Genomic DNA, 19,647 nt, shown 5'->3' with positions numbered 1-19,647 from the left:
TGACTAAATTAAAAATACATTCTTGTATGTATGTTGTCAATTCACCCCGGGGTTCACCATGCGCAGAACCAAAGAAGACGCCGAAAAAACCAAACAGGATATTCTCGATGCTGCTGTAGATATCTTTTCCGAGAAAGGGGTTGCCAAGGCATCGCTGGAACAGATTGCCCAGGCCGCAAACGTCACCCGGGGAGCTGTTTACTGGCACTTCAAAAACAAAATCGAGATTTTCGATGCTTTGCATGAACGGCTCCATACTCCCTTTATTCAGCGGATCTTGGAAGGCCTTGAGGTTGAACACCCTGATCCTGTCGCCCAACTGCAGGAACTGTGTACCAATTTACTTATCGAGCTGGATCAGGACCCACAGAAAAAGAAAGCCCTGATCCTCTTTTTGCTCAAATGCGATTACTCCGGCGAACTGGAAGCCAGTAAAGCCCAGTACCTGGAGAATAAAATGCAGAAACTCCAGGCATTCTCGCGCTACTTTGATAAAGCCATTGCCCAGGGGCGATTACCCGCTGATTCAAACCCAAGGATCCTGACCATGGCGGTGAGCTGCTACCTTCGGGGTATTGTGCTGGAGTACCTGGAATTTCCCAAACAGGTCCGGCTAAAAGACGACGCCGCCGAACTGATGAATTTCTTTTTTAAAAACCTGCTAGGCAGCCATCACAGCCCGGTTCCCACTCAATAACGAATTTTCACTCAGTCCACAAACGGCTTAACCCCTATGCTCTGATGCAGCTGGCTCGGGTAATACAATTTATCGCCCTGTATTACCAACGTGGCCTTACGCAGGTCCGCCATATTTTCCAGCGGGTTACCGTCAATCAACACAAGATCCGCCACCTTGCCTTCGGCAATCGAACCACTTGATTGTGCAGCCCCCACCACACTGGCGGAATTCAATGTTCCAATTCGCAATACCTCCATTGGTGGAATACCGGCCATGGCGTACAGCTCCAGTTCCCGAATCAGAGTAAACCCGCTGAAGTAATCGGTTCCCGGCAATATTGGCACTCCCTTGTCAAACAGCAGTTTTGTCATTGCCATTAGTGCCTCGGCAGACTGGCGATAGTTGCTGTCCATGGCATCATCTTCCACATTCATGGTTGCCTTCATAAACTGCCGAACCAGATTGGCTGGAAGATGATCGGCAATGTCTGCGTATTCCGGATCTATGGCTTTATTGCGGGTCAGCAATAAAGTTCGGAAGGTGGACACGGTTAAATCTACCTCGATGCCATTTTGGGCAAGTTTTTCGACAAATGCCTGCACCGACGGTGATTGCAGGTCAAGCTCATGGGCACGGTCACCAATCAGGCTAAAACGCAAACGCTTTCGTGTATCCACCTTGTCATCGGCCAAAAAATTCAGAAACAGCATATTGATGTGCTGTATTTCATCAAACCCGGCGTCAACCGCCTGATCCGCTGTCATAAATGCCGGTATATGGCCACTTAGGCGTAGCCCCCGCGCATGCACATGCCCGGCGAGTTCCTTCATCCAGGCCGGGTCCATGGAGCTGTAGGTTTTAATCTGCAGATAACCATTGTCCGCATACCAGTCCACCGCCTCTTTGGCTTCATCAAGCGTTTCGACAGTAATCCCCGTACCCGCTGAATAATCACTCTGCTTGTCAATGAATCCGGCTTTATAAATTCTGGGGCCAAGGATCTGATGGCCAAACAGAGTTTCGATTTGCGCCATGTTGTCGGGGCTGTTGCCAATGTCACGCACACTCGTTACGCCTGCGGCAAGGTAGCTGAAACCCTGATCCTTTGAAAGATGGGCATGCATGTCCCACAGCCCTGGAATCAGAGTTTTGCCTTTTACGTCAATAACCTGGGCACCTTCCCCAACCTGAATCCCCTGCCCGATTTGTACAATCTTTCCATCCTCAACCAGAACATCATGATCATCCAGAACACGCCGGTTCTCCACATCGAGAACCCGGGCGTGGGCCAGGACTAAAGGTTGATTCAGGGTATTGGTCAGCCGTGCTGACAGGCTTTGGTAATATTCCAGCTCTGCTTTCTGTGTGATGTTGTCAAGTTGCTCAAAGGTTTCCAGCCCCCAGCCCGACCGGATCCCTTTCATCCAGCCTGAAATGTTCCAGGCGAAAAAGTGGTTCTTGCCATCCAGCCAGATAAACGTGGGGGTCAAATCCAGCCCGGTTAACGCATAGAGGCTGACACTGGCCGTTGTACCCTTGTGGTTTACTGAAGTGGTATGCAGTTTTTCCAGGTGAACCGAACCGGATGGAAGGGTATCAATGGTGCCGTCAGAGTCCTGAAGTAAGGCGTTAATGAGTACCGTCATGACAAACGTGTCTACCGGCACGTAAAACTGATTCTGTGGTAAACGGATCTGATCGTCCTGAGCCCGGCTTTGCCAACTGGCATTGCCGTCGTTCCATTCAAACTGCTCTTCTATGCTGTCGCCGAACGGTGCCGTTCCCGAGATTTGAATTTTTACCGGATACCCGTTTTTATCCAGCGTGTATTGTTCTTCCAGTTCCCATCGGCGATTGTTCCACGCCAGTTTGAAGGAGGAGCTTACCTGGTTACTGCGCATCCAGGTAACTTGCTGGTGACCCGCAAGCCCCTTGTCGTTGTAGTAGTCAATTTCAACCGTATCTCCGGCTGTGATCTGAGATTGCCCTGCCTGAGCCATTACATACTGGGGAAAAGCGATGGCAAGCCCGAAAGCCAGCAGCAACCCGGCCGCTCCATGCGAATTAAGAGGTCTCATCGTAGGTCCTTTTACCGTTGAACTATCAAAGGGTTTTTGAAGTATAGACCTGATTCGGAATCGTGCCGTTAAGGGGCGTTCATTTCTGCCACACCACCGCGCCGATAACAATGTATAAAAATACATACCATGATGACACGGAACTTTTTCGCTTTGTGCATATAATCGCCAAAAAGCAATAAAAAACACAGCAATCCATCGCGGATGGAAAAATAACTATTTGAAAAAGGGATTATTATTATGCGAACTGCAATCCGTAACTCTTTGGTGTCCACCGGCATACTCATAGGCTTGACGTTCCCGACTTTGGCTGCGGCTGATGTAGTGGATGACAGCCGCTTTGGCATTGGGCTAAAAGGCGGTACCCTGGGCGCCGGTATTGAACTTGACTACAGCTTCAATGACTATTTCAATGCGCGTCTGCAGGCCAATGGGTACAACTACGCCGATGAATTTGAAGAAGACGGCGTGGATTATACTGGCGAGCTTGACCTCTCCTCCTACGGCTTACTGATTGACTGGCGCCCATTTGCCGGTACTTTCCGCTTTTCCGGCGGAGTCTACTCAAACGGCAACCAAATCAGTGGCGCGGCAGCCAGCTACGGTGGTGACATTCTGGAAATTGGTGATGAAGAGTATGTGGGCAGCAGCTCAGATCCGCTCCGGTTGGATGCGCTCATAGAGATGGGTAGCGGCACGGCTGGCTACCTTGGCTTTGGCTGGGGCAACTCGCCCGGCGGAAACTGGATGTTCGCATTTGAAGCAGGCGTTCTCTTCTCCGGTTCACCGGTGATTTCGCTGGATGCATCCGGTACTGCCGCACTTGCCAGCAACCCTTCCTATACCATTGACGTGGGCGGTAACTCACCGGAAGCATTGGAACTGCAAGCCAACATCGATCAGGAAGTGGCAACACTGCAGGAAGACCTGTCTGACCTCAACATATATCCGGTTGTCAGCCTGGGATTCGGCTACCGCTTTTAATCCAAGCGCTTAGACAGTCACAAAACTGAGGGCCTGCATTGGCCCTCTGTTTATTATAGCTTGGCCCGAAATACTCCGTCCTGCCACAAATACAGTCGCTGTGCAGTACCTTTCCTGACATTCAGAATAACTGCCACCGAATTTCCTTCCGCATCTTTAACCGCTTCCATCTCCATGGAGGATTTGGCCAAAACCAGGTATTCCTCTTCAACCTGCCAGTTCTGGACGCCTGGGTTATCTCTTACCGCAGTTGCAAACACGGTTTCTCCCCGCCCGTTCTTGTACACCACCACAGCTTGATTCTCGAGCTCCCCAACGCCCAGCACCTGCAGGCTAATGATGTTATCAATATTGTGATTCGCCACATCGGTAAGGGTTCTGTTGCGCGTGCCCGGTAATGGCTGACTGTGTTCCCACTGACCGTTTTCCCAAACTGTCATACGCCACTCTCTGAGGTTTTTACTTCTGGCCTGGTAGGCTACGGCAGGTTGCAGGTTTTGAAGAATGAGTGGTTCGGTGGTAAATGGCGTTTCCTCTCGTTGTGTCGAGTCGAAAGCCAGGGTCTTTTCATTTGCCGCTGCAAGCGTAATGGGCAGAGAAAGCTTTTCCTGACGGGCGTTGTAGAATGTATCGTCAGTGGTATCCAGCTTCATGTAATAGGCATTGATGCGACCATAAGTTTCCTTATTGTGGTCCTCATTGAAATTACACTCATGCCACAGGTAGCTAATGGCAATTTCAGTATCAGAAATTTTCATGGGGTTGATGTAGAAGGTATCCACATTAATCGGATTATCACGCTGCGGCGTGGGCCAAGTAATGAGGACTGGCGGCTCAAATCGCTGCTCTCCATTCTTCATTTTGTAATACACCCAAGGCGACTTGTGCGTACCCGCGCGGGTGAACAGATAAATATCGCCATTGGCCATTTTATGGCTGCTGGTGTACGACGCAAACGGGGTAATATCATTTACCTGAACAAAGCTACTAATGTCATTCGGCTTTTCTGACATCACATGCAACATCCTGCCACCAGCGTGAGGCGTGTCGAATGACAACGGATTCAAACCGTCTTCCCGTTCTCCGCCGTGGCCACCATACACAATGTGGAAGTGGCCTTTACCGTCCTGTTCGATAATCGGTCGGCCGTGGCTGTCAATTTTTCTGTCGCCCTTTGAAAGGGTACTGTCTGCCGCCTTGTAGGGCCCTTCCCATTCGTGGGTCTTAAGATCATAACTGGCAATATAAGGGTCAGTTAAATGCCCCTGGTAGGTAATGTAAACTTTGTCCTTCACCAGGTCGTGCCATCCGGTATGCGGGTTGCCCTGCAAATTATCGCTGAAGTGGCCTGCGGGCAGTTCCGGAACACTCGAAGGCGCAGGCGTTTTCGGGCCCAGATTCTCCGCTGGCAACTGGTAAATCTGATGAAAGGATTTGCCCTGAGTGTAGCTATCATAAACCGGCTGAAATTCAGGATATTGGCCGTACAGGTACTGGTCTATACGCCAGCGCCAGTATTCAGCGCTGTCGGGTTCATTCGGGTCCACCTGGGCTTGCAACGCCGCAAACGTGTTGTCCTGGCTCGAGTACCTTTCGATTAATGCTGCTCTTTTGTCAAAAAACGCCTGTTCCATCGAACTGATGTCTGATGAAGAACAGGCCGAAGCAACGGCCAAAACGGTAGATATCAGAGCGACTGAAGACACTCTTTTCAGCGTTAGGGAATTTACACGTATGCACTGCGTAAAGTACGGCATATTATGAACCTGCAATGTTGGATAGGTGGTGGTGACAATACATAGCCTGATGATTGTCATTGAATGACGGATGCCCGGACAAAGAACTCTGAATCAGCAAGCCGATACCAGCAATTAACTTTCCCGCATCGTCAGCCGGCTGATGTGAACCAAATGAAACTGATTTTTAATAAAGGGAGGGGATCAGTTCCACATTTCCCGGCCTGCCCGAAACAAACCAAGAAAAGTCACTACCTGCACGGCAATACTCATAGAGAGTATTATGAAACTGATGAGTAACACAAGGAAGTATTTAAAAGCCAGTATAAGGGCAACAGTGGAGCGGATGTTGGTTTGATGAACAGCTGTGTTGTCATCCATTTCAGACGCTTTTTGATGAAGCCCTTCCGCCTGCGGGAAGGGCTTGGTGCAGTGCTGCTAATAGAACCGAACAGACCGCAATGTCCAGGTATTGCCATAAGCATCTACTATTACCAGATCAGCAAAAATTGCCTCGTTGGTATCCGGGAATTCATAAGGAATACTTAAAGAACTTCCACCCAGGAACCACACTTCCTCCTCCTCGTCGTCGCTTAACGCTACAACCTGGGTGAGGGTGTCGTATACGGTCGTCCTATCCTCATTTCGCACTGTGATCTTGAGTTCCATAGGAAACGCATCGACGAATCCGTAGACGACACCCGATATTTGATCCAGCGATGAAACACCAAAAATCTGGGCGATTGGAGGCTGGTAGCTCTGAGAAAAATCCTGCATCACGACCACATCTCCGTCATCACTGACTTCATCCGGATCTACTCCGCCATCAATGGCCAGCTCTTTGAAAAAATCGTCCAGGTCTACACCACTGCCGTTGTACACCGCTAACAAATAACCGGTGTAGTTGAACAGGTAGTATTCAATTCCACATTGTAATGAAAGGCTGTAATTACCCGACTCATCAGAAACCGCAAAATTGTAATTGTTTATGCCAAGATAGCCGACTGTGTATGCATACATCAGTTGGCGGCCTGCGGCCCGATCGTCACTGAAGACGGTTTTGCCGTCGACAAAGCACAACTGCGGGCGATTCAGTACAACAACCTGGACTTCGCCGCTGCCTTCACGATACAAAGTAATTGAGTACTGGATTACGCCGAAATCCGTCATATTGTAAAATACCACCTTCGCATTAATCTCCTCACCGGCATCTGACTGTGTAACACAAACCTCACTTCGCCCGTCGCCATCGGTCAAAAGATAGTTGCGGCTGAAGTTCACGCTGCCATCAGCATTTGTCACGTAACCCAACACACCGCTTACTTGCTGGCCTTCCTCATTGCTGACTTCCACTATGGCACAGTACTCCCGGGGCTCGGAAAACACTAATGGGTAATCCAAGTTCCACCATTTGCTCAGGAAAATTTCGTTGGATACCAGAATTTCCAGAATGTACAGGTTCTCGCCACAACCAAACTCACCAAGGTTATCCGCCACCGCATTACCTGCACTGTCGTATAATGTGCCCTGACCAAGAAGGTCCCAAACTCCGGTATTGGGATTATAGGTGTACACCGGAATCTGAAAGCCATCGGTATCCGGGTCGCTGTCGCCCATGGTCTCCAGAATGGAGCAGCTTGAAGACGGAATGGTCCGATTAATGACTACCGGTTCTGCTTCGTCTCCAGCGCTATCGGCGTTCGCAATTAGTGGGGTAGCATAGAGCGGTTGCAGCCGGGCTATGGCATCTGAAATGGGAAGATTGTCCTGAGTGGTAATTTCGGCGAAATTGAAGGCCACCGAAACAAGTGACTGTCCGCTGGAATCCTCGTACTCACCCGGAAAAAACTCCGCCTGCTCCGGATCGTTAGGGTCGTACGTTTCCACCGCCATATTCAATGAGGCAGTGCCAGGGGGTAACAACGAAGACGGCACTGAAATGCGCATAGTGGTTTCTGTGCTTCCGTTGTTGTCTTCTTCAAACGATAAATTAAACCCTGTTACAGTGCGGCCGGAAACCGACTGTTCCGTAGTCTCCAGAACCTCCTGCTGCGCAATTTGCTGCAGTTTAGCCTCAATGTTCACAAGCGGCCCCGGCGCAACGCTGCGCGATACTGTGGTATACCCGGCATGCTCAACGTGAATGGTTACCCTGGCGGCATCAGCGCCTTCGATTTGGTTGGAGAACCGCAGTTCTTCCCCCGCATCCGGGTTTTCGGCTGCCAAACCTGCAGCAGATGCAATGACTTCACCATTTGCGTCAACCAAATTTAGAGTGATACTGACATTTTCCGGAGACAAAGACTGCAGTTCACCGTTAAGGTCAAAACCATAAATCACACCGTTAATTCTGGTTGTGGTCATCTGCTCCTCAGCATCGGTGGCAGTAACGGTTAGCGAATCTGCACTGCTATCAGTCACACCATCATTAACCACCAAAGACACAAGGTAGTCGCCGGCAATATCAGCGACAAATTCCGGTTGGGCACTAGTGGCATCATTCAGCGAGGCAGAGCTGCCCTCGGGTGCAGCAAGGGTCCAGAGGTAAAAAAGCGCATCACCGTCGCTATCGCTGCTTGCATTACCATCAAGAGTAACCGTTGTACCTGTATCCACCGTAATATCCTCACCGGCACTGGCAACCGGAGCCTGGTTGGCGGGCACCACGGTAACCAGAGTAGAATCCGTACTGGTATCTCCATCGTTGTCAGTAATTGTCAGCGAAAACATGAATTCCGTTTGCGCGGTGACTTCAGGCGCAGTAAAAACAGCGGTATGCGAATTTGCATCGGTTAACATTACAGTCTCGCCACTTGTCTGGCTCCATGCATAAGAGCTGATTGTGCCGTCATCGTCTAGACTTCCACTGCCGTCCAGTTGTACTTGTTGCCCGCTGACAACTTCTGAATCGCTACCCGCATCGGCGAGTGGCGGCCTATTCACGTTATTCACTGTTATGACCACGATGTCCGAGTGACTCGCTCCCTCATCATCCTCCACCGTCAGTTCAAATGATAATTCCGCATCGGAATCGACCTCAGGGGCGATAAATTCCGTGACTGCGGTGTCTGTTGACGAAAGGGTAACTGCATCACCACTAACCTGCTGCCACATGTAGGTTGTAACCGAACCATCTTCGTCAGTTCCCTGACCAGTGAGCGTCACGAGGGTTTGCTCGTCGACGCTGAAATCATTCCCGGCGCTGGCCAGCGGGGGGGAGTTCTCTGGCTCCTTATCATCGTGATCGCAGGCAACCAGGCAAAGACTCAGTAAGAAAATGAAGAAGATACGAAAAGCAGCAGAATAGGCTTTCATGGTCACGGTCCATAATGAGGGTAAAAGTAGTAGAGAAAGTAAAAGCAGTATGAAGATAAAAGCAGCTTGATTACGTAGTGAGAGGAATACGGGTTTTATCTCATATTATTTTGCTGGCGGTGAAAAGAGCGGGGAAGATCAGGTAACGCCAGATATTTGCAGAGACGGCAATTGGTTCCCGAGTCAGCAGGCTGTTTTATCTGTCTGAATTTTGCGATCAAGCCTCAGGATGCCTGATCTTATATCGCCGATATCGGGCAGATTTAGGCTACCATTAGTGTTTATAGGCATCTATTTAACTAAAGCTGTCTTCATTTTCCATCGAAAAAACAATCAAACTGCTTGGGCTGCTGCCCAGGCACTGCTCCATGCCCACTGAAAATTGTAGCCGCCCAACCAGCCTGTCACATCCACCACTTCACCAATAAAGAATAAGCCTTCTACATTTTTGGCCATCATGGTTTTTGACGATAGCTCATTGGTGTCGACTCCCCCCAGGGTCACTTCGGCTGTTCGGTAGCCTTCTGTGCCATTTGGTTTGATTGTCCAGCCAGAAAAGTGTTGATCTATTTCAGATATCTGTTTTTCATTCAACTGCTTAACCGGAACATTTGGCCATTGATTACGCTCCATGAATACCTGCACCAAGCGTTTGGGATAGTGCTTTGCAAGGCAGGTGGAAATATGAGAATCCGGATTCTCTTTTTTTGCCTGCAGCAGGTTATCGCCTATTGAAAAAGCCGGTTGGAGATCGATTTCTACCTCTTCGCCTGGCTGCCAGTAAGAGGAAATCTGCAAAATCGCCGGGCCGCTCAGCCCCCGGTGCGTAAACAGCATCGCTTCCCTGAAATGGGTATTTTGGCAACCTGCGCTGACATCCACAGCAATCCCGCTTAAATCAGCCAGGGCTTGCTTGTCCTCATCATGCAGGGTAAATGGTACCAACCCGGCTCGGGTTGGCAGCACCTTGAGGCCGAATTGCTCAGCCAGTTTGTAACCAAAGGGCGTTGCACCGAGCTTGGGTAAACTCAGCCCGCCTGTCGCAACCACCAGCGACTGGCACTGATATTCCCCTTTCGATGTGCTGAGCAGATAGCCTTGCGTCGATTTTTCAACCTGAAAAATTTCACACTGGGTGGTAATGGTGGCGGAGTATTTCGTGCATTCGGCAAGCAGCATATCAACGATATCTGCTGCCGAATTGTCGCAAAACAACTGGCCCAGTGTTTTTTCGTGGTAGGCGATTCCGTATTCCGCCACCAGTGATATGAAATCCCATTGGGTATAGCGGCTCAATGCCGATTTACAAAAATGAGGGTTGTTGGAGAGGAAGTTTTCCGGTGCGGCATACATATTGGTGAAATTGCAGCGCCCGCCCCCGGACATCAGAATTTTACGGCCAACTTTTTTGGCGTGATCCAGTACTTCTACCGAGCGCCCTCGCTTGCCAGCCTCGGCAGCACAGAATAAGCCCGCCGCACCGGCACCAATAATAATCACATCACGTTGGATCACGCACTTTCCCCTGACTTAATCGATAGCGGATTATACGGGGTTAAGGCTCAGGGGACTACGCTTTAAACCTTGCATAGTGGCAGAGCAGGGTATTAATTACTTTTGATTTTAAAAGACGAGGTTCTCCCACAAACAACTTTGCATTGAAAGGGGCCATAACAAGCTGTTGCAGAATTCCCCCTCCGTCAAATATACCGTATGCCCCAAATTTTTGTGATGCTTTATACAATGCTGTGCGAGTTCATCTCTCTTAGATCCTTTCATCCAACCATAGGTATGCACGATAGCACCACACCATTTGGGCCCAACTTCAGGATTATCAACTACAATGGCAATCGCATATTTTTTATGGGCATCATGGTATACGGCAACGTATTCTGGATTATCAGTTAACAAAAATGTATCCCATCGTGTTCCCGAAATTTTAACCTGGTCTATCCAACGGGTTAACAGAAGCGATACTGCGTCACTCAAATCATCCACATTCGGCAGCAAATCGGATGCAGGCACATCCTTGGGTACGTCACCAGACAACTTCCAAGCTTCGTATTCCGCCTGCGGCGTTGGAAGCGCGTCCAGAGTAGATTCAGACATCCCTGGGTTGGGCGTACCGGTGTCCATGTAGGTGTACCACAATACCCATTCAGAAAATGATTCGTTTTCAATAGAGCCCGCCATCTCGCCAGAACTCGGTGATTTGAGGGATTGGCTTATTGCGGTAGTGGCAACACTAGATGCTGAAGTAATTAACGCGGCAGTTATCGCTGGATCTGGCATATCAATATCCTTGTCTGTATCAGAACCGTTCAGAAAATCTGTCTAAAGGGAGTGATGTATTGACCTTTGCCTTATCTCGAGTGAATGCAAAAGCCACAAGTGGAAAACATGGCCTGCCGCAGGTGTTCCCTGATGGCAGGCCATATTGGTTACAGGTTTATTACCAATTCTTCGGAACAGGCTCCGTTGCTGTCGCAAACCTGGTACACCTGTCTGCTGCCACGGCGCACATTTTGTAACGCTTCCCGGTAAAGACCGTAGTTGCCGATGGTCGCAACCCGCTCACCGTTGCGGTTTATGTAGATTGTACTGGCATCGCTGCCGGACCAGGCCAGCTCTACCCTGAGAACGCCACGGGCTGAGAGGTTATAGCGCACAATTCTGGCATCGATAACCGTTACATCACCTATTTGCACACTCGAAGTATGGGAGTCGGTATTACCGGCGGAATCGGTCACCTGCAATGTTACATCGTACAGGCCTGAAGAAGCATATCGATGGATTACAACAGGGTTGGTACTGGTAGTGCCGTCGCCAAAATCCCACAACCAGCTTACAATGTCGTCATCAGGGTCGGTACTGGTATCCACAAATCTGGCACCTGTATCACGGGTGGAATAACGGAAGCTGGCTTCAGGAGGCGCGTTTTCCATATCGTCTGGCAGTACGTCAATATCCAGCGACCAGTAACGCAACATTCCATAATCCAGGTAAGCATGATCAGACACTGACAATACCCAGTCACCCTGTATTTGTTCGCCATTGAACAAATCCGTAGTGTAAGAGCGCATTATGTCATCGTCAGAGCCTCCTTCCCGGTTATGCATGATGTACTCAGTGCCGGATGGTGAAGTTAGCGTCACGATCAGATCGCCAATCCAGGTATGCTGAATATCCACGTACACTTCTGTATCAAATACGGTTCCGGCATCAGGCACATGAATGGTAGAGAAAATGCCTTCCGGTATGTATTCAGGAATATCAATGTCGTCATCGTTTTCGTACGAATAACGCATCAGGCCGGCTGGCAGAAATTCCACATTAACCATAATTTCATGCCGCAAGTCACCGTTAACTGCCAATATTCCGAACGTGTAAGGCCCCCAGGGAGTGTCTTCCGTGGTGGGAATATTCAATGTAAAGCGCTGCCCTACCCCAACCCCACGCCGGCTCAGGTATGCCTCCGGTATCGGGCTGTCCAGGCCAAGCCGGGTCCAGCCTTCCCAGCCCGCAATACCAGATAGCTCAAATTCAACAACCATGGTATTGCCAACCGAAATCGGTTCCGGGAAAGTCAGCTGCCCCAGCCGGAAGCCTGGCGTCGGGTCGGCCTCATTCAGGGCGTTGTTAACGTTCAGACGTTTACCAGACACAGTGCGGGAAGCAAGGAAGGTATTTGGGTCTCCGCTGTCCATCAGAATTTCTTTTACTTCCAGCGCAGTTAAATCCATATTTACGGACCACACTAGCGCCGCGGCCCCGGTTACGTGGGGAGTTGCCATGGAGGTTCCGGAGTAATATGCGTAGTTGTTGCCTGGCACTGTGGACAGAATCACCGAGCCGGGTGCCCCCATATCAACGCTGGTAGGACCGTAGGAATAGCCGGAATCTCCGTCATTTCTGTTGATACTGGCCACCGCAAGAACATTGGCAGTTTCATAGCTGGATGGATAATGGGGAAACGAGTCATTGTTACTGCCACTGTTTCCCGCTGCAGCAACAAACAGAATGTCTTCATCGGCGGCAGCCTCAATGGCCATTTCCAGAGCCGCGCTGTATCCGCCTCCACCCCAGCTGTTGTTCAGGGCTTTCAGGTTCACGCCTGCCTGCTTCAAAGCCACCATATAGTCAACGCATTCAATGGCACCGGAGGTGGAGCCATACCCGTCAGCCCCCAGAAACTTACATGCCAGCATGGATACCCGGTGGTTTACACCAACCACCCCAGCACTGTTATCTCCCTGCGCGCCGATGGTTCCAGCTACATGGGTACCATGACTGTGATCATCGAACGGGTCGCTATCAAAATTAACCGTATCAATCCCATAAATGTCATCGATATACCCGTTTCCGTCATCATCAACACCGTTACCCGGTATTTCGCCGGGGTTTCGCCACATGTTATTGGTCAGGTCGGAATGATTGTAATCGATACCGGTGTCGATAACCGCAACCACAACATCCCGTGATCCGGTGCTTTGGTCCCAGGCTTCCACTGCGTCTATGTCAGCATCGGGCGTACCTCCCGACTGGCCGGTATTGTGCAAGCCCCACAATTCACCAAAGCTTGGGTCGTTGGGAATGTAATCGGCTGATACAATGTAATCGGGTTCCACGTGTTTTACTGCCGGATTGGCCTGCAATTTTTTTATCGCTTCATCGACGGTCATCGAGTCCAGTTTAAAACGTGCGATTCTGCCATCCATAAGCCGCTGGTAACGATCGTCTTTTTCGTTGCCGTCGTTGTCAGCAATGCTCGCGTTCACCTGCTGCCTGACTGCCTGCCTGTCAAGCTGGCTGACCCCCTCGTTGTATACCACCAATACCGTATCCGGAATGTAATCCGGGCTTGTCACAGCATTTGCTCCGCCGGCTAGCGGAAGCAGGGCCATGGAAAGTAAGGAATATCTGAATTTCATTTGGGTGGTCCGTAGTTTGGATTTAATAAAGCCCCTGATCTCCGGGGCACGATTATCAGGCTGTTCGTCCATATAGCCTGTTGTTTGTTAGTGATATCGCACTGCATTATCTAGCACCGGCATTTACAGCAATGTTCAAAATCCGGGCAACAGACCCCATCGAGACCGGGGGATGACTGGTATCAAGACAAAGGTACACCCATCACTGTCTCTTAGCAGGATGAGGTAAATTCAGGAGGGTAGAAGACAGATTTAGCTTGTTAACAAGCCGTATCCTCAATCCCTGAGGTGCTCTTAACCAAAGATCCATTTGGTCCGTACTATCTGCCCGGATACTCCGTCCGGGCATATTCATGAAAGGACAATTGCTCTAAAGGTTTGGCACAGTTTGAAAAAACTGTCCAACACGGGTGATGAAATTACAACTTTATTGTTAAGCCACAACTTTGGAGCTTTATAATTCCGCGAAAAATACCAATTAGTGACGATGGAGAATCCCGTGCGCCGCACCTATAGTTTGTAGGTGCCAGAGTCGAAGACATCAATGGTATCAGCTGGGACGCCTGCCCGGCCACCTGCGTTGTTGAAGGTACTGCACATTTCCCCTCTCGTCAGGCCATAGTTGGCTTTTTCTTCTTTTTGGAAGAGAAATTTCAGCTTCAGCTGTAAAGCTCTTCCGGGCAGTTTAATCGCCAGTAGCTGAGGTACCTGCTGGCGGTTCACTTTCTCAAGGTGTGGTGTAATCTCAAGGCGCGGCGTGTGGAGAAATGCTAACTATTATCTGATGTTGCCAGATGAAATCGTGCTCAGGATAACGTCATCCACCTACTTCATATAAATTCATTGATGTAGTCCTGACACCAGGATAACAACTCAATGCGATTGCGGGATTCTGTTTTGCGAAAAATGCTGTAGATATGTGTTTTCACCGTATTCACACTGATGTGAAGCTGTTCCGCGATCTCTTTATTCTGCGCCCCTTTCGAAACCAGCTGAATGATAGACAACTCACGTTTGGTGAGTTTGAGCGGCAGTGCGGAATCAGGGGCGGGCTTGCCCTTGTTTTTCGACCAGATGGAATGCCGAGCCCGACGACGCATCTCCCTTAGTGCGGCGTTAATGGATTTTCGCCTAAACCAAACGTCCATTTTTTGCAGGCGTTTCAAGCCTTTTAATACCAATTCAGGCTCTTCTTGTGCGTAAAAAACCCCGTCCAACCCGGCAATGATCGCCTCACATTCGTCCAGTGAACCTGGTTGAGCATTAAAAACAACCCATCTTGCAGGCCCCCGAAAGCGGAAAAACACACTCAACACCTGAGTTTCCATTTCTGCATCGAAGAAAATCAGGTCCTGCCCACTGGTTTGCGGCAAATGTCTGGCACTCTGCAAGCGTTTAAAATCAAAGTTACAGGTTTTGAGCAGATGTGCGAAAACGGCTGCCTGGGAAGCATCATCTGGCCCCAGGGAGAGCTTTTGCTTGGTGACCAAGTAAATTTGAGAAGTGTTTAACGGCTCACCCATTTTTACCCTCCGTGGTAAAAAGATTATTCCATCCTGTACTTCCTGTACGGCATTACCGGTTCAGGCCTGAGGTTTCTGAGGGCCAGACCAGCGGAATGCATATTCATTAGGGTAATAAGGTTAGAACGGGAGTATAGCAGAGACTGGTGATTTATTCACCAGCCTAATCCCATAATCCGCCCTATTATTTTTTTAAGGCAATATTGTTGGGCCCGAAAAAACCCGGCAATTAAAGGCTGTCCAGCATCGTTTGGGCATCACTGACCTCAAACCGACCTGGATCTTCCACATTCAGTTTGGTCACTACCCCGTCTTCCACCAGCATGGAATAGCGCACGGAGCGAACACCACCAAATTCACCGGTATTCATATCCATGCCAATTCTGCTGGTAAAAAAGCCGTTACCATCAGCAATCATCTGAATTTCCCCGGCGTTGCTGGCCTTTCCCCAGGCATCCATCACGAAGGGGTCATTTACCGACAAACAGATGATGCTGTCCACGCCTTTGGCTTTGATTTTGTCTGCCAAAGCAACGTACCCAGGTAAATGGGCCTCTGAACACGTTGGCGTAAAAGCACCCGGTACGGCAAATACCACCACTTTTTTTCCGCCAAACAAATCATTGGTATGCGGGTTGGTCATTTCACCGTTGACCAGTTGCCCAAATCGGACTTCAGGCAAAGTGCTACCAATACTTAACATGCTGTTCTCCTAGCTAAATACACGTCAAATCTGTGTTTTTTACTTGTTATCGCCATTGTCGGCGACTGACCTGCTAATACTGTAGCATTGTTTGGACGTTTCACCACTACCCGATTTCTTGCCAGTTTCAATGCCGGCTCCAGCAATGCGTCTGCATCTTCGTCATGCCCAAGCAAGGTTTGAAACAGACGCATTTCCTTCTTCACCTGAGCTGATTTTTTGCGGTGTGGGAACATAGGGTCAAGGTAAATTGAATCAACCTCAGCCCCATGCCATTGGTTCATTACCACCGAACTGTCTCCATGGATCAGTGTAAACAGTTCGCCAAGCTCAGGTGCAGCCCGGGAAAGACGACTCAGGCCGTCCTGTAGCAGAGCGGCTACCACTTTAGAACGTTCGACCAGTATGACCTTACAGCCCAGGCTTGCCAGCACAAATGCATCCCGCCCCAAGCCGGGAGTGGCGTCGAGTACCACCGGCAGGCTGTCACCTTTGATCCCGATCGCCTTGGCTATCGGTTCCTTCCGCCCCCCTCCGTGCTGTTTGCGGTACAGGCTACTCCCGGACAGAAAATCCACCGCCACTCCGCTGACTTTAGGATCGGCGAAATCCCTCAGTTGTAACTGCCCGCCCTCGTACACTAAAGCCATTCCCTGAGGCGTCTGGTCTGTTAGCGTGAACCCCCAGTTTTCTGCCAGCTCACTGGCAACCTGCACAGCCGGACCCTGCGCATCGGTAGCCAGGTAAAGTTGCGTGATCTCAGGCATGGCCGTATTGCTCCTTATGACCAATCCAGCGGTTTATGATGGCCTGGGCATGTGACGGATACTCCTGCCACAGGCGCGCAGCGATATTCTGCACCTGCGGGATCAATTGTGCGTCGCGCACCAAATCGGCTATTTTCAGTTCTGCCATACCCGTTTGACGGGTTCCCATGAGTTCACCCGGGCCGCGAATTTCAAGGTCCCGCTGAGCAATATAAAAACCGTCACTGGACTCGCGCAATACCGACAACCGCTGGGTCGCCGTTTTTGAAAGTGGGCTTTGATACATAAGTACGCACTGGCTTTCTACTGCCCCCCTGCCAACCCGGCCCCGTAACTGGTGTAATTGTGCCAGCCCAAGGCGTTCCGGGTTTTCAATGATCATAATGCTGGCGTTTGGCACATCCACACCCACCTCAATTACCGTAGTGGCTACCAGCAAATCCAGTTCACCCTGTTTAAACTGTTCCATAACCTCTTGTTTTTCTGCCGGTTTCAAACGCCCATGCACCAAGCCCACTTTTAGATCAGGCAGTGCCGTACGCAGCGTAATCGCGGCATCTTCTGCCGCCTGGCACTGCAGTACTTCTGACTCATCAATAAGCGTACACACCCAGTAGGCCTGACGGCCGCGTTGTCTGCAGGCATCATGCACTCTTTGGATCACATCCGCTCTGCGGGTATCAGGTAACACTACCGTGGTAACCGGCGTGCGGCCCGGCGGTAATTCATCGATAACCGAAGTATCCAAATCTGCGTAAGCGGTCATGGCAAGCGTTCTGGGGATGGGCGTTGCCGTCATTATCAGCTGGTGTGGGAACCGCCCTTGTTGCTGACCTTTTTCTCGCAGTGCCAGCCGTTGATGGACGCCAAAGCGATGTTGTTCATCCACAATCACCAAGGCCAATTGATGGTAATTCACCTGCTGCTGAAAAATGGCGTGCGTTCCAACCAGCATCTGTATATCACCGTTTTCGAGCCGCTCCAGGACTGCCTCGCGGGCTTTTCCTTTCAGCTTGCCGGCCAGCCAGCCGACTTCGATGCCGAGCGGTTCCAGCCAGCCCCGAAAGTTGTTGGCATGTTGCTCGGCGAGCAATTCGGTCGGTGCCATCAGGGCAACCTGATACCCCGCTCCAATTGCGGACAAGGCGGCAAGCGCTGCAACCAGGGTTTTGCCGGAACCAACGTCCCCCTGAACCAGCCGCATCATTGGCTTCGGCTGCGCCATGTCGGCCTGAATTTCAGCAACAACCCGCTGCTGGGCTGCGGTTGGCGAAAAAGGCAGTGACGACAATAAGCCGTCAATCAGTCTGTTGTCCGGCCGAAGGCCAATACCCGGTTGTGCATCGGATTGCTGGCGAACTTTCAGTACACTCAGATGATGGGCGAGCAATTCTTCCAGTATCAGTCGTTTCTGCGCCGGGTGGTGGCCTTCTTCAAGCTGGGATACGGAAACATCCGGTGGCGGGCGGTGAACCAGATGCAGTGCCTGTTGCAAAGGTATTTGCTGCTGATACAACCCGGCGGGCAACAAATCGTTCAGCGCACCTTTGTCGAGGCAGGCCAGTGCTTCATCAGTCAGCTTGCGCAATGTAAGTTGCTTAACGCCCTCCGTAGTGGGGTAAACAGGCGTTAGCGACTCCTCAACCATTGCCGATTCATCGTCCACCAGCGAAAACTCAGGGTGCATCATTTCCAGCCCCCATTTACCGGTGCGAACTTCACCGAAACAGCGAACCTGATTACCCGGGCTCAGCAAAGTGCGCTGCAGGGCGCCAAAATGAAAAAAGCGCAGGGTAATGGTACCGCTGCCGTCGGACAGCTTCACCACCAGCATGCGCTTTCGGCCATACTGGATATCGGCGGATTTCACTTCTCCCTGCACACTGACGTGGGAAAAGGGCCGGCAATCCGCCACAGCGTAAATCCGGGTACGATCTTCGTAGCGTAGTGGCAGGTGAAACAATACATCCTGCACCGTAAACAGGCCTATTTTAGCGAGTTTTTCCGCGACTTTGGCCCCCACTCCTTTCAATGCGGTAATCGGTGTGGTGGCCAGCGTCTGACTCCCCAACGGCATCCCCAAATCTCGCCCTCTTTGTACTCAAAAACGTCATTATAGGCCGATGCCGGCGGGTAGGTACACTGACAATGTGTCCGGACTAGTTTTCCGCCCGCAACGCTTTGGCAACGGCCAAAACCAGATCCGCAGATGGCCGGACTTTGTAATCCGGATTTACGTAACTCATCTGCACTACTCCTTTCTGGTCTACAAAGAAGATTGCCGGTGCCGGAAGCACCGCTCGCCCATTGCTGTCCTGAGTCAATGAAATGCCGTAGCCTTTATATTTAGCCACTGTGTCTTCATCAAGGTAAAAACCAATTCCAAATCCTGCAATGGCGTCCAGATTCTCATCCGACAACAGGTTCACTGCAAATTCGGTCTCCAGTTTTTGCTCCTGCAACATTGCTACAGATTGCGGTGAGATGGCCAGTACCTGATAGCCCAGCTCAACCAAATCGGCCTCAATATCTTTCAAACCCGCCAACTGACGTGAGCAATAGGGGCACCAGCCACCCCGGTAAAACAGCACAATAGTTGGCTTTTGCATCACCAGCGCCTGGAGACTGACCGGAGTACCATCAGCCATTTTCACAGTTATCGGCGGGATACTCATGCCGTTCAGCAGCGGCTTTACTTCCATTGCGTTGTCAGCCAGATCTGTGGCTGCACGGGCAAGCGGCGAGGATACAAGCACGGCCATAGCGACCAGAACAGACATAAACGTTTTTTTCATAGTGGTTCTCGGTTGTTGAATTGCGTTACTTAGACCGAATCAGGGTAGGATTTCTTTCAAACTGCTCAGCCTGACATTCGGATTCACAATTTTTACCTTCATCGTTACGTTTTAAAGTAACCTCATTGAGTCCGCC

General features: G+C 50.4%; 13 protein-coding genes. 2 read left to right on the top strand and 11 right to left on the bottom strand.

What is annotated here, in order from left to right; translation table 11 throughout:
• Window positions 1-58 precede the first annotated feature (58 nt).
• Window positions 59-697, top strand: a complete 639-nt coding sequence (locus DXV75_RS09370; RefSeq protein ID WP_115593152.1) for a TetR family transcriptional regulator — start codon at window positions 59-61, stop codon at window positions 695-697.
• A gap of 11 nt (window positions 698-708) precedes the next feature.
• Here DXV75_RS09370 and DXV75_RS09365 read toward each other — a convergent pair whose 3' ends face one another.
• Window positions 709-2,757, bottom strand: a complete 2,049-nt coding sequence (locus DXV75_RS09365) for an amidohydrolase family protein (protein ID WP_181898395.1) — start codon at window positions 2,755-2,757, stop codon at window positions 709-711.
• 240 nt (window positions 2,758-2,997) lie between these two features.
• Here DXV75_RS09365 and DXV75_RS09360 point away from each other — a divergent pair, with 240 nt between their 5' ends.
• The gene (locus tag DXV75_RS09360; protein ID WP_115593150.1) at window positions 2,998-3,741 is read left to right on the top strand and encodes a hypothetical protein; all 744 of its coding nucleotides are present in this window, start codon (window positions 2,998-3,000) and stop codon (window positions 3,739-3,741) included.
• Window positions 3,742-3,794: 53 nt separating this feature from the next.
• Here the strand turns inward: DXV75_RS09360 and DXV75_RS09355 are convergent, their stop codons facing one another.
• The 10 genes from DXV75_RS09355 to DXV75_RS09305 all read right to left on the bottom strand — a co-directional run bounded on the left by DXV75_RS09355 (window position 3,795) and on the right by DXV75_RS09305 (window position 19,511).
• On the bottom strand, window positions 3,795-5,447 hold the full coding sequence (locus tag DXV75_RS09355) for a BNR-4 repeat-containing protein (RefSeq protein WP_245953164.1): 1,653 nt from the start codon (window positions 5,445-5,447) through the stop codon (window positions 3,795-3,797).
• Between the two features lie 468 nt (window positions 5,448-5,915).
• A complete protein-coding gene (locus tag DXV75_RS09350; RefSeq protein WP_115593148.1) occupies window positions 5,916-8,792 on the bottom strand; it encodes a PKD domain-containing protein in 2,877 nt (958 codons plus the stop codon).
• Window positions 8,793-9,125: 333 nt separating this feature from the next.
• On the bottom strand, window positions 9,126-10,307 hold the full coding sequence (locus DXV75_RS09345) for a BaiN/RdsA family NAD(P)/FAD-dependent oxidoreductase (RefSeq protein ID WP_115593147.1): 1,182 nt from the start codon (window positions 10,305-10,307) through the stop codon (window positions 9,126-9,128).
• Between the two features lie 108 nt (window positions 10,308-10,415).
• Window positions 10,416-11,084: a hypothetical protein gene (locus DXV75_RS09340; RefSeq protein ID WP_115593146.1), complete on the bottom strand. Its 669-nt coding sequence runs from the start codon at window positions 11,082-11,084 to the stop codon at window positions 10,416-10,418.
• Window positions 11,085-11,233: 149 nt separating this feature from the next.
• Complete coding sequence (locus DXV75_RS09335; RefSeq protein ID WP_115593330.1) at window positions 11,234-13,723, bottom strand: S8 family serine peptidase; 2,490 nt, start codon at window positions 13,721-13,723, stop codon at window positions 11,234-11,236.
• 830 nt (window positions 13,724-14,553) lie between these two features.
• Window positions 14,554-15,246 (bottom strand): helix-turn-helix transcriptional regulator, encoded by a 693-nt coding sequence (locus DXV75_RS09325; RefSeq protein ID WP_115593144.1) that lies wholly within the window; start codon window positions 15,244-15,246, stop codon window positions 14,554-14,556.
• A 229-nt stretch (window positions 15,247-15,475) separates the two neighbouring features.
• Window positions 15,476-15,949 (bottom strand): peroxiredoxin, encoded by a 474-nt coding sequence (locus DXV75_RS09320; protein ID WP_115593143.1) that lies wholly within the window; start codon window positions 15,947-15,949, stop codon window positions 15,476-15,478.
• Entirely contained in the window at window positions 15,943-16,716 is a 774-nt protein-coding gene (locus tag DXV75_RS17170) for a class I SAM-dependent methyltransferase (protein ID WP_220272519.1), read from the bottom strand. The genes DXV75_RS09320 and DXV75_RS17170 overlap by 7 nt, the downstream gene beginning before the upstream one ends.
• Window positions 16,709-18,793, bottom strand: a complete 2,085-nt coding sequence (recG, locus tag DXV75_RS09310; protein WP_115593141.1) for an ATP-dependent DNA helicase RecG — start codon at window positions 18,791-18,793, stop codon at window positions 16,709-16,711. The genes DXV75_RS17170 and recG overlap by 8 nt, the downstream gene beginning before the upstream one ends.
• Before the next feature lie 82 nt (window positions 18,794-18,875).
• A complete protein-coding gene (locus tag DXV75_RS09305) occupies window positions 18,876-19,511 on the bottom strand; it encodes a peroxiredoxin-like family protein (RefSeq protein ID WP_425451694.1) in 636 nt (211 codons plus the stop codon).
• Between the last annotated feature and the right edge of the window lie 136 nt (window positions 19,512-19,647).

It is taken from the genome of Alteromonas aestuariivivens, from assembly GCF_003367475.1.
Lineage (GTDB): Bacteria > Pseudomonadota > Gammaproteobacteria > Enterobacterales > Alteromonadaceae > Alteromonas > Alteromonas aestuariivivens.
Note: the sequence above shows the minus strand (reverse complement) of the source record. Positions and strands in the feature narration are given on the sequence as shown.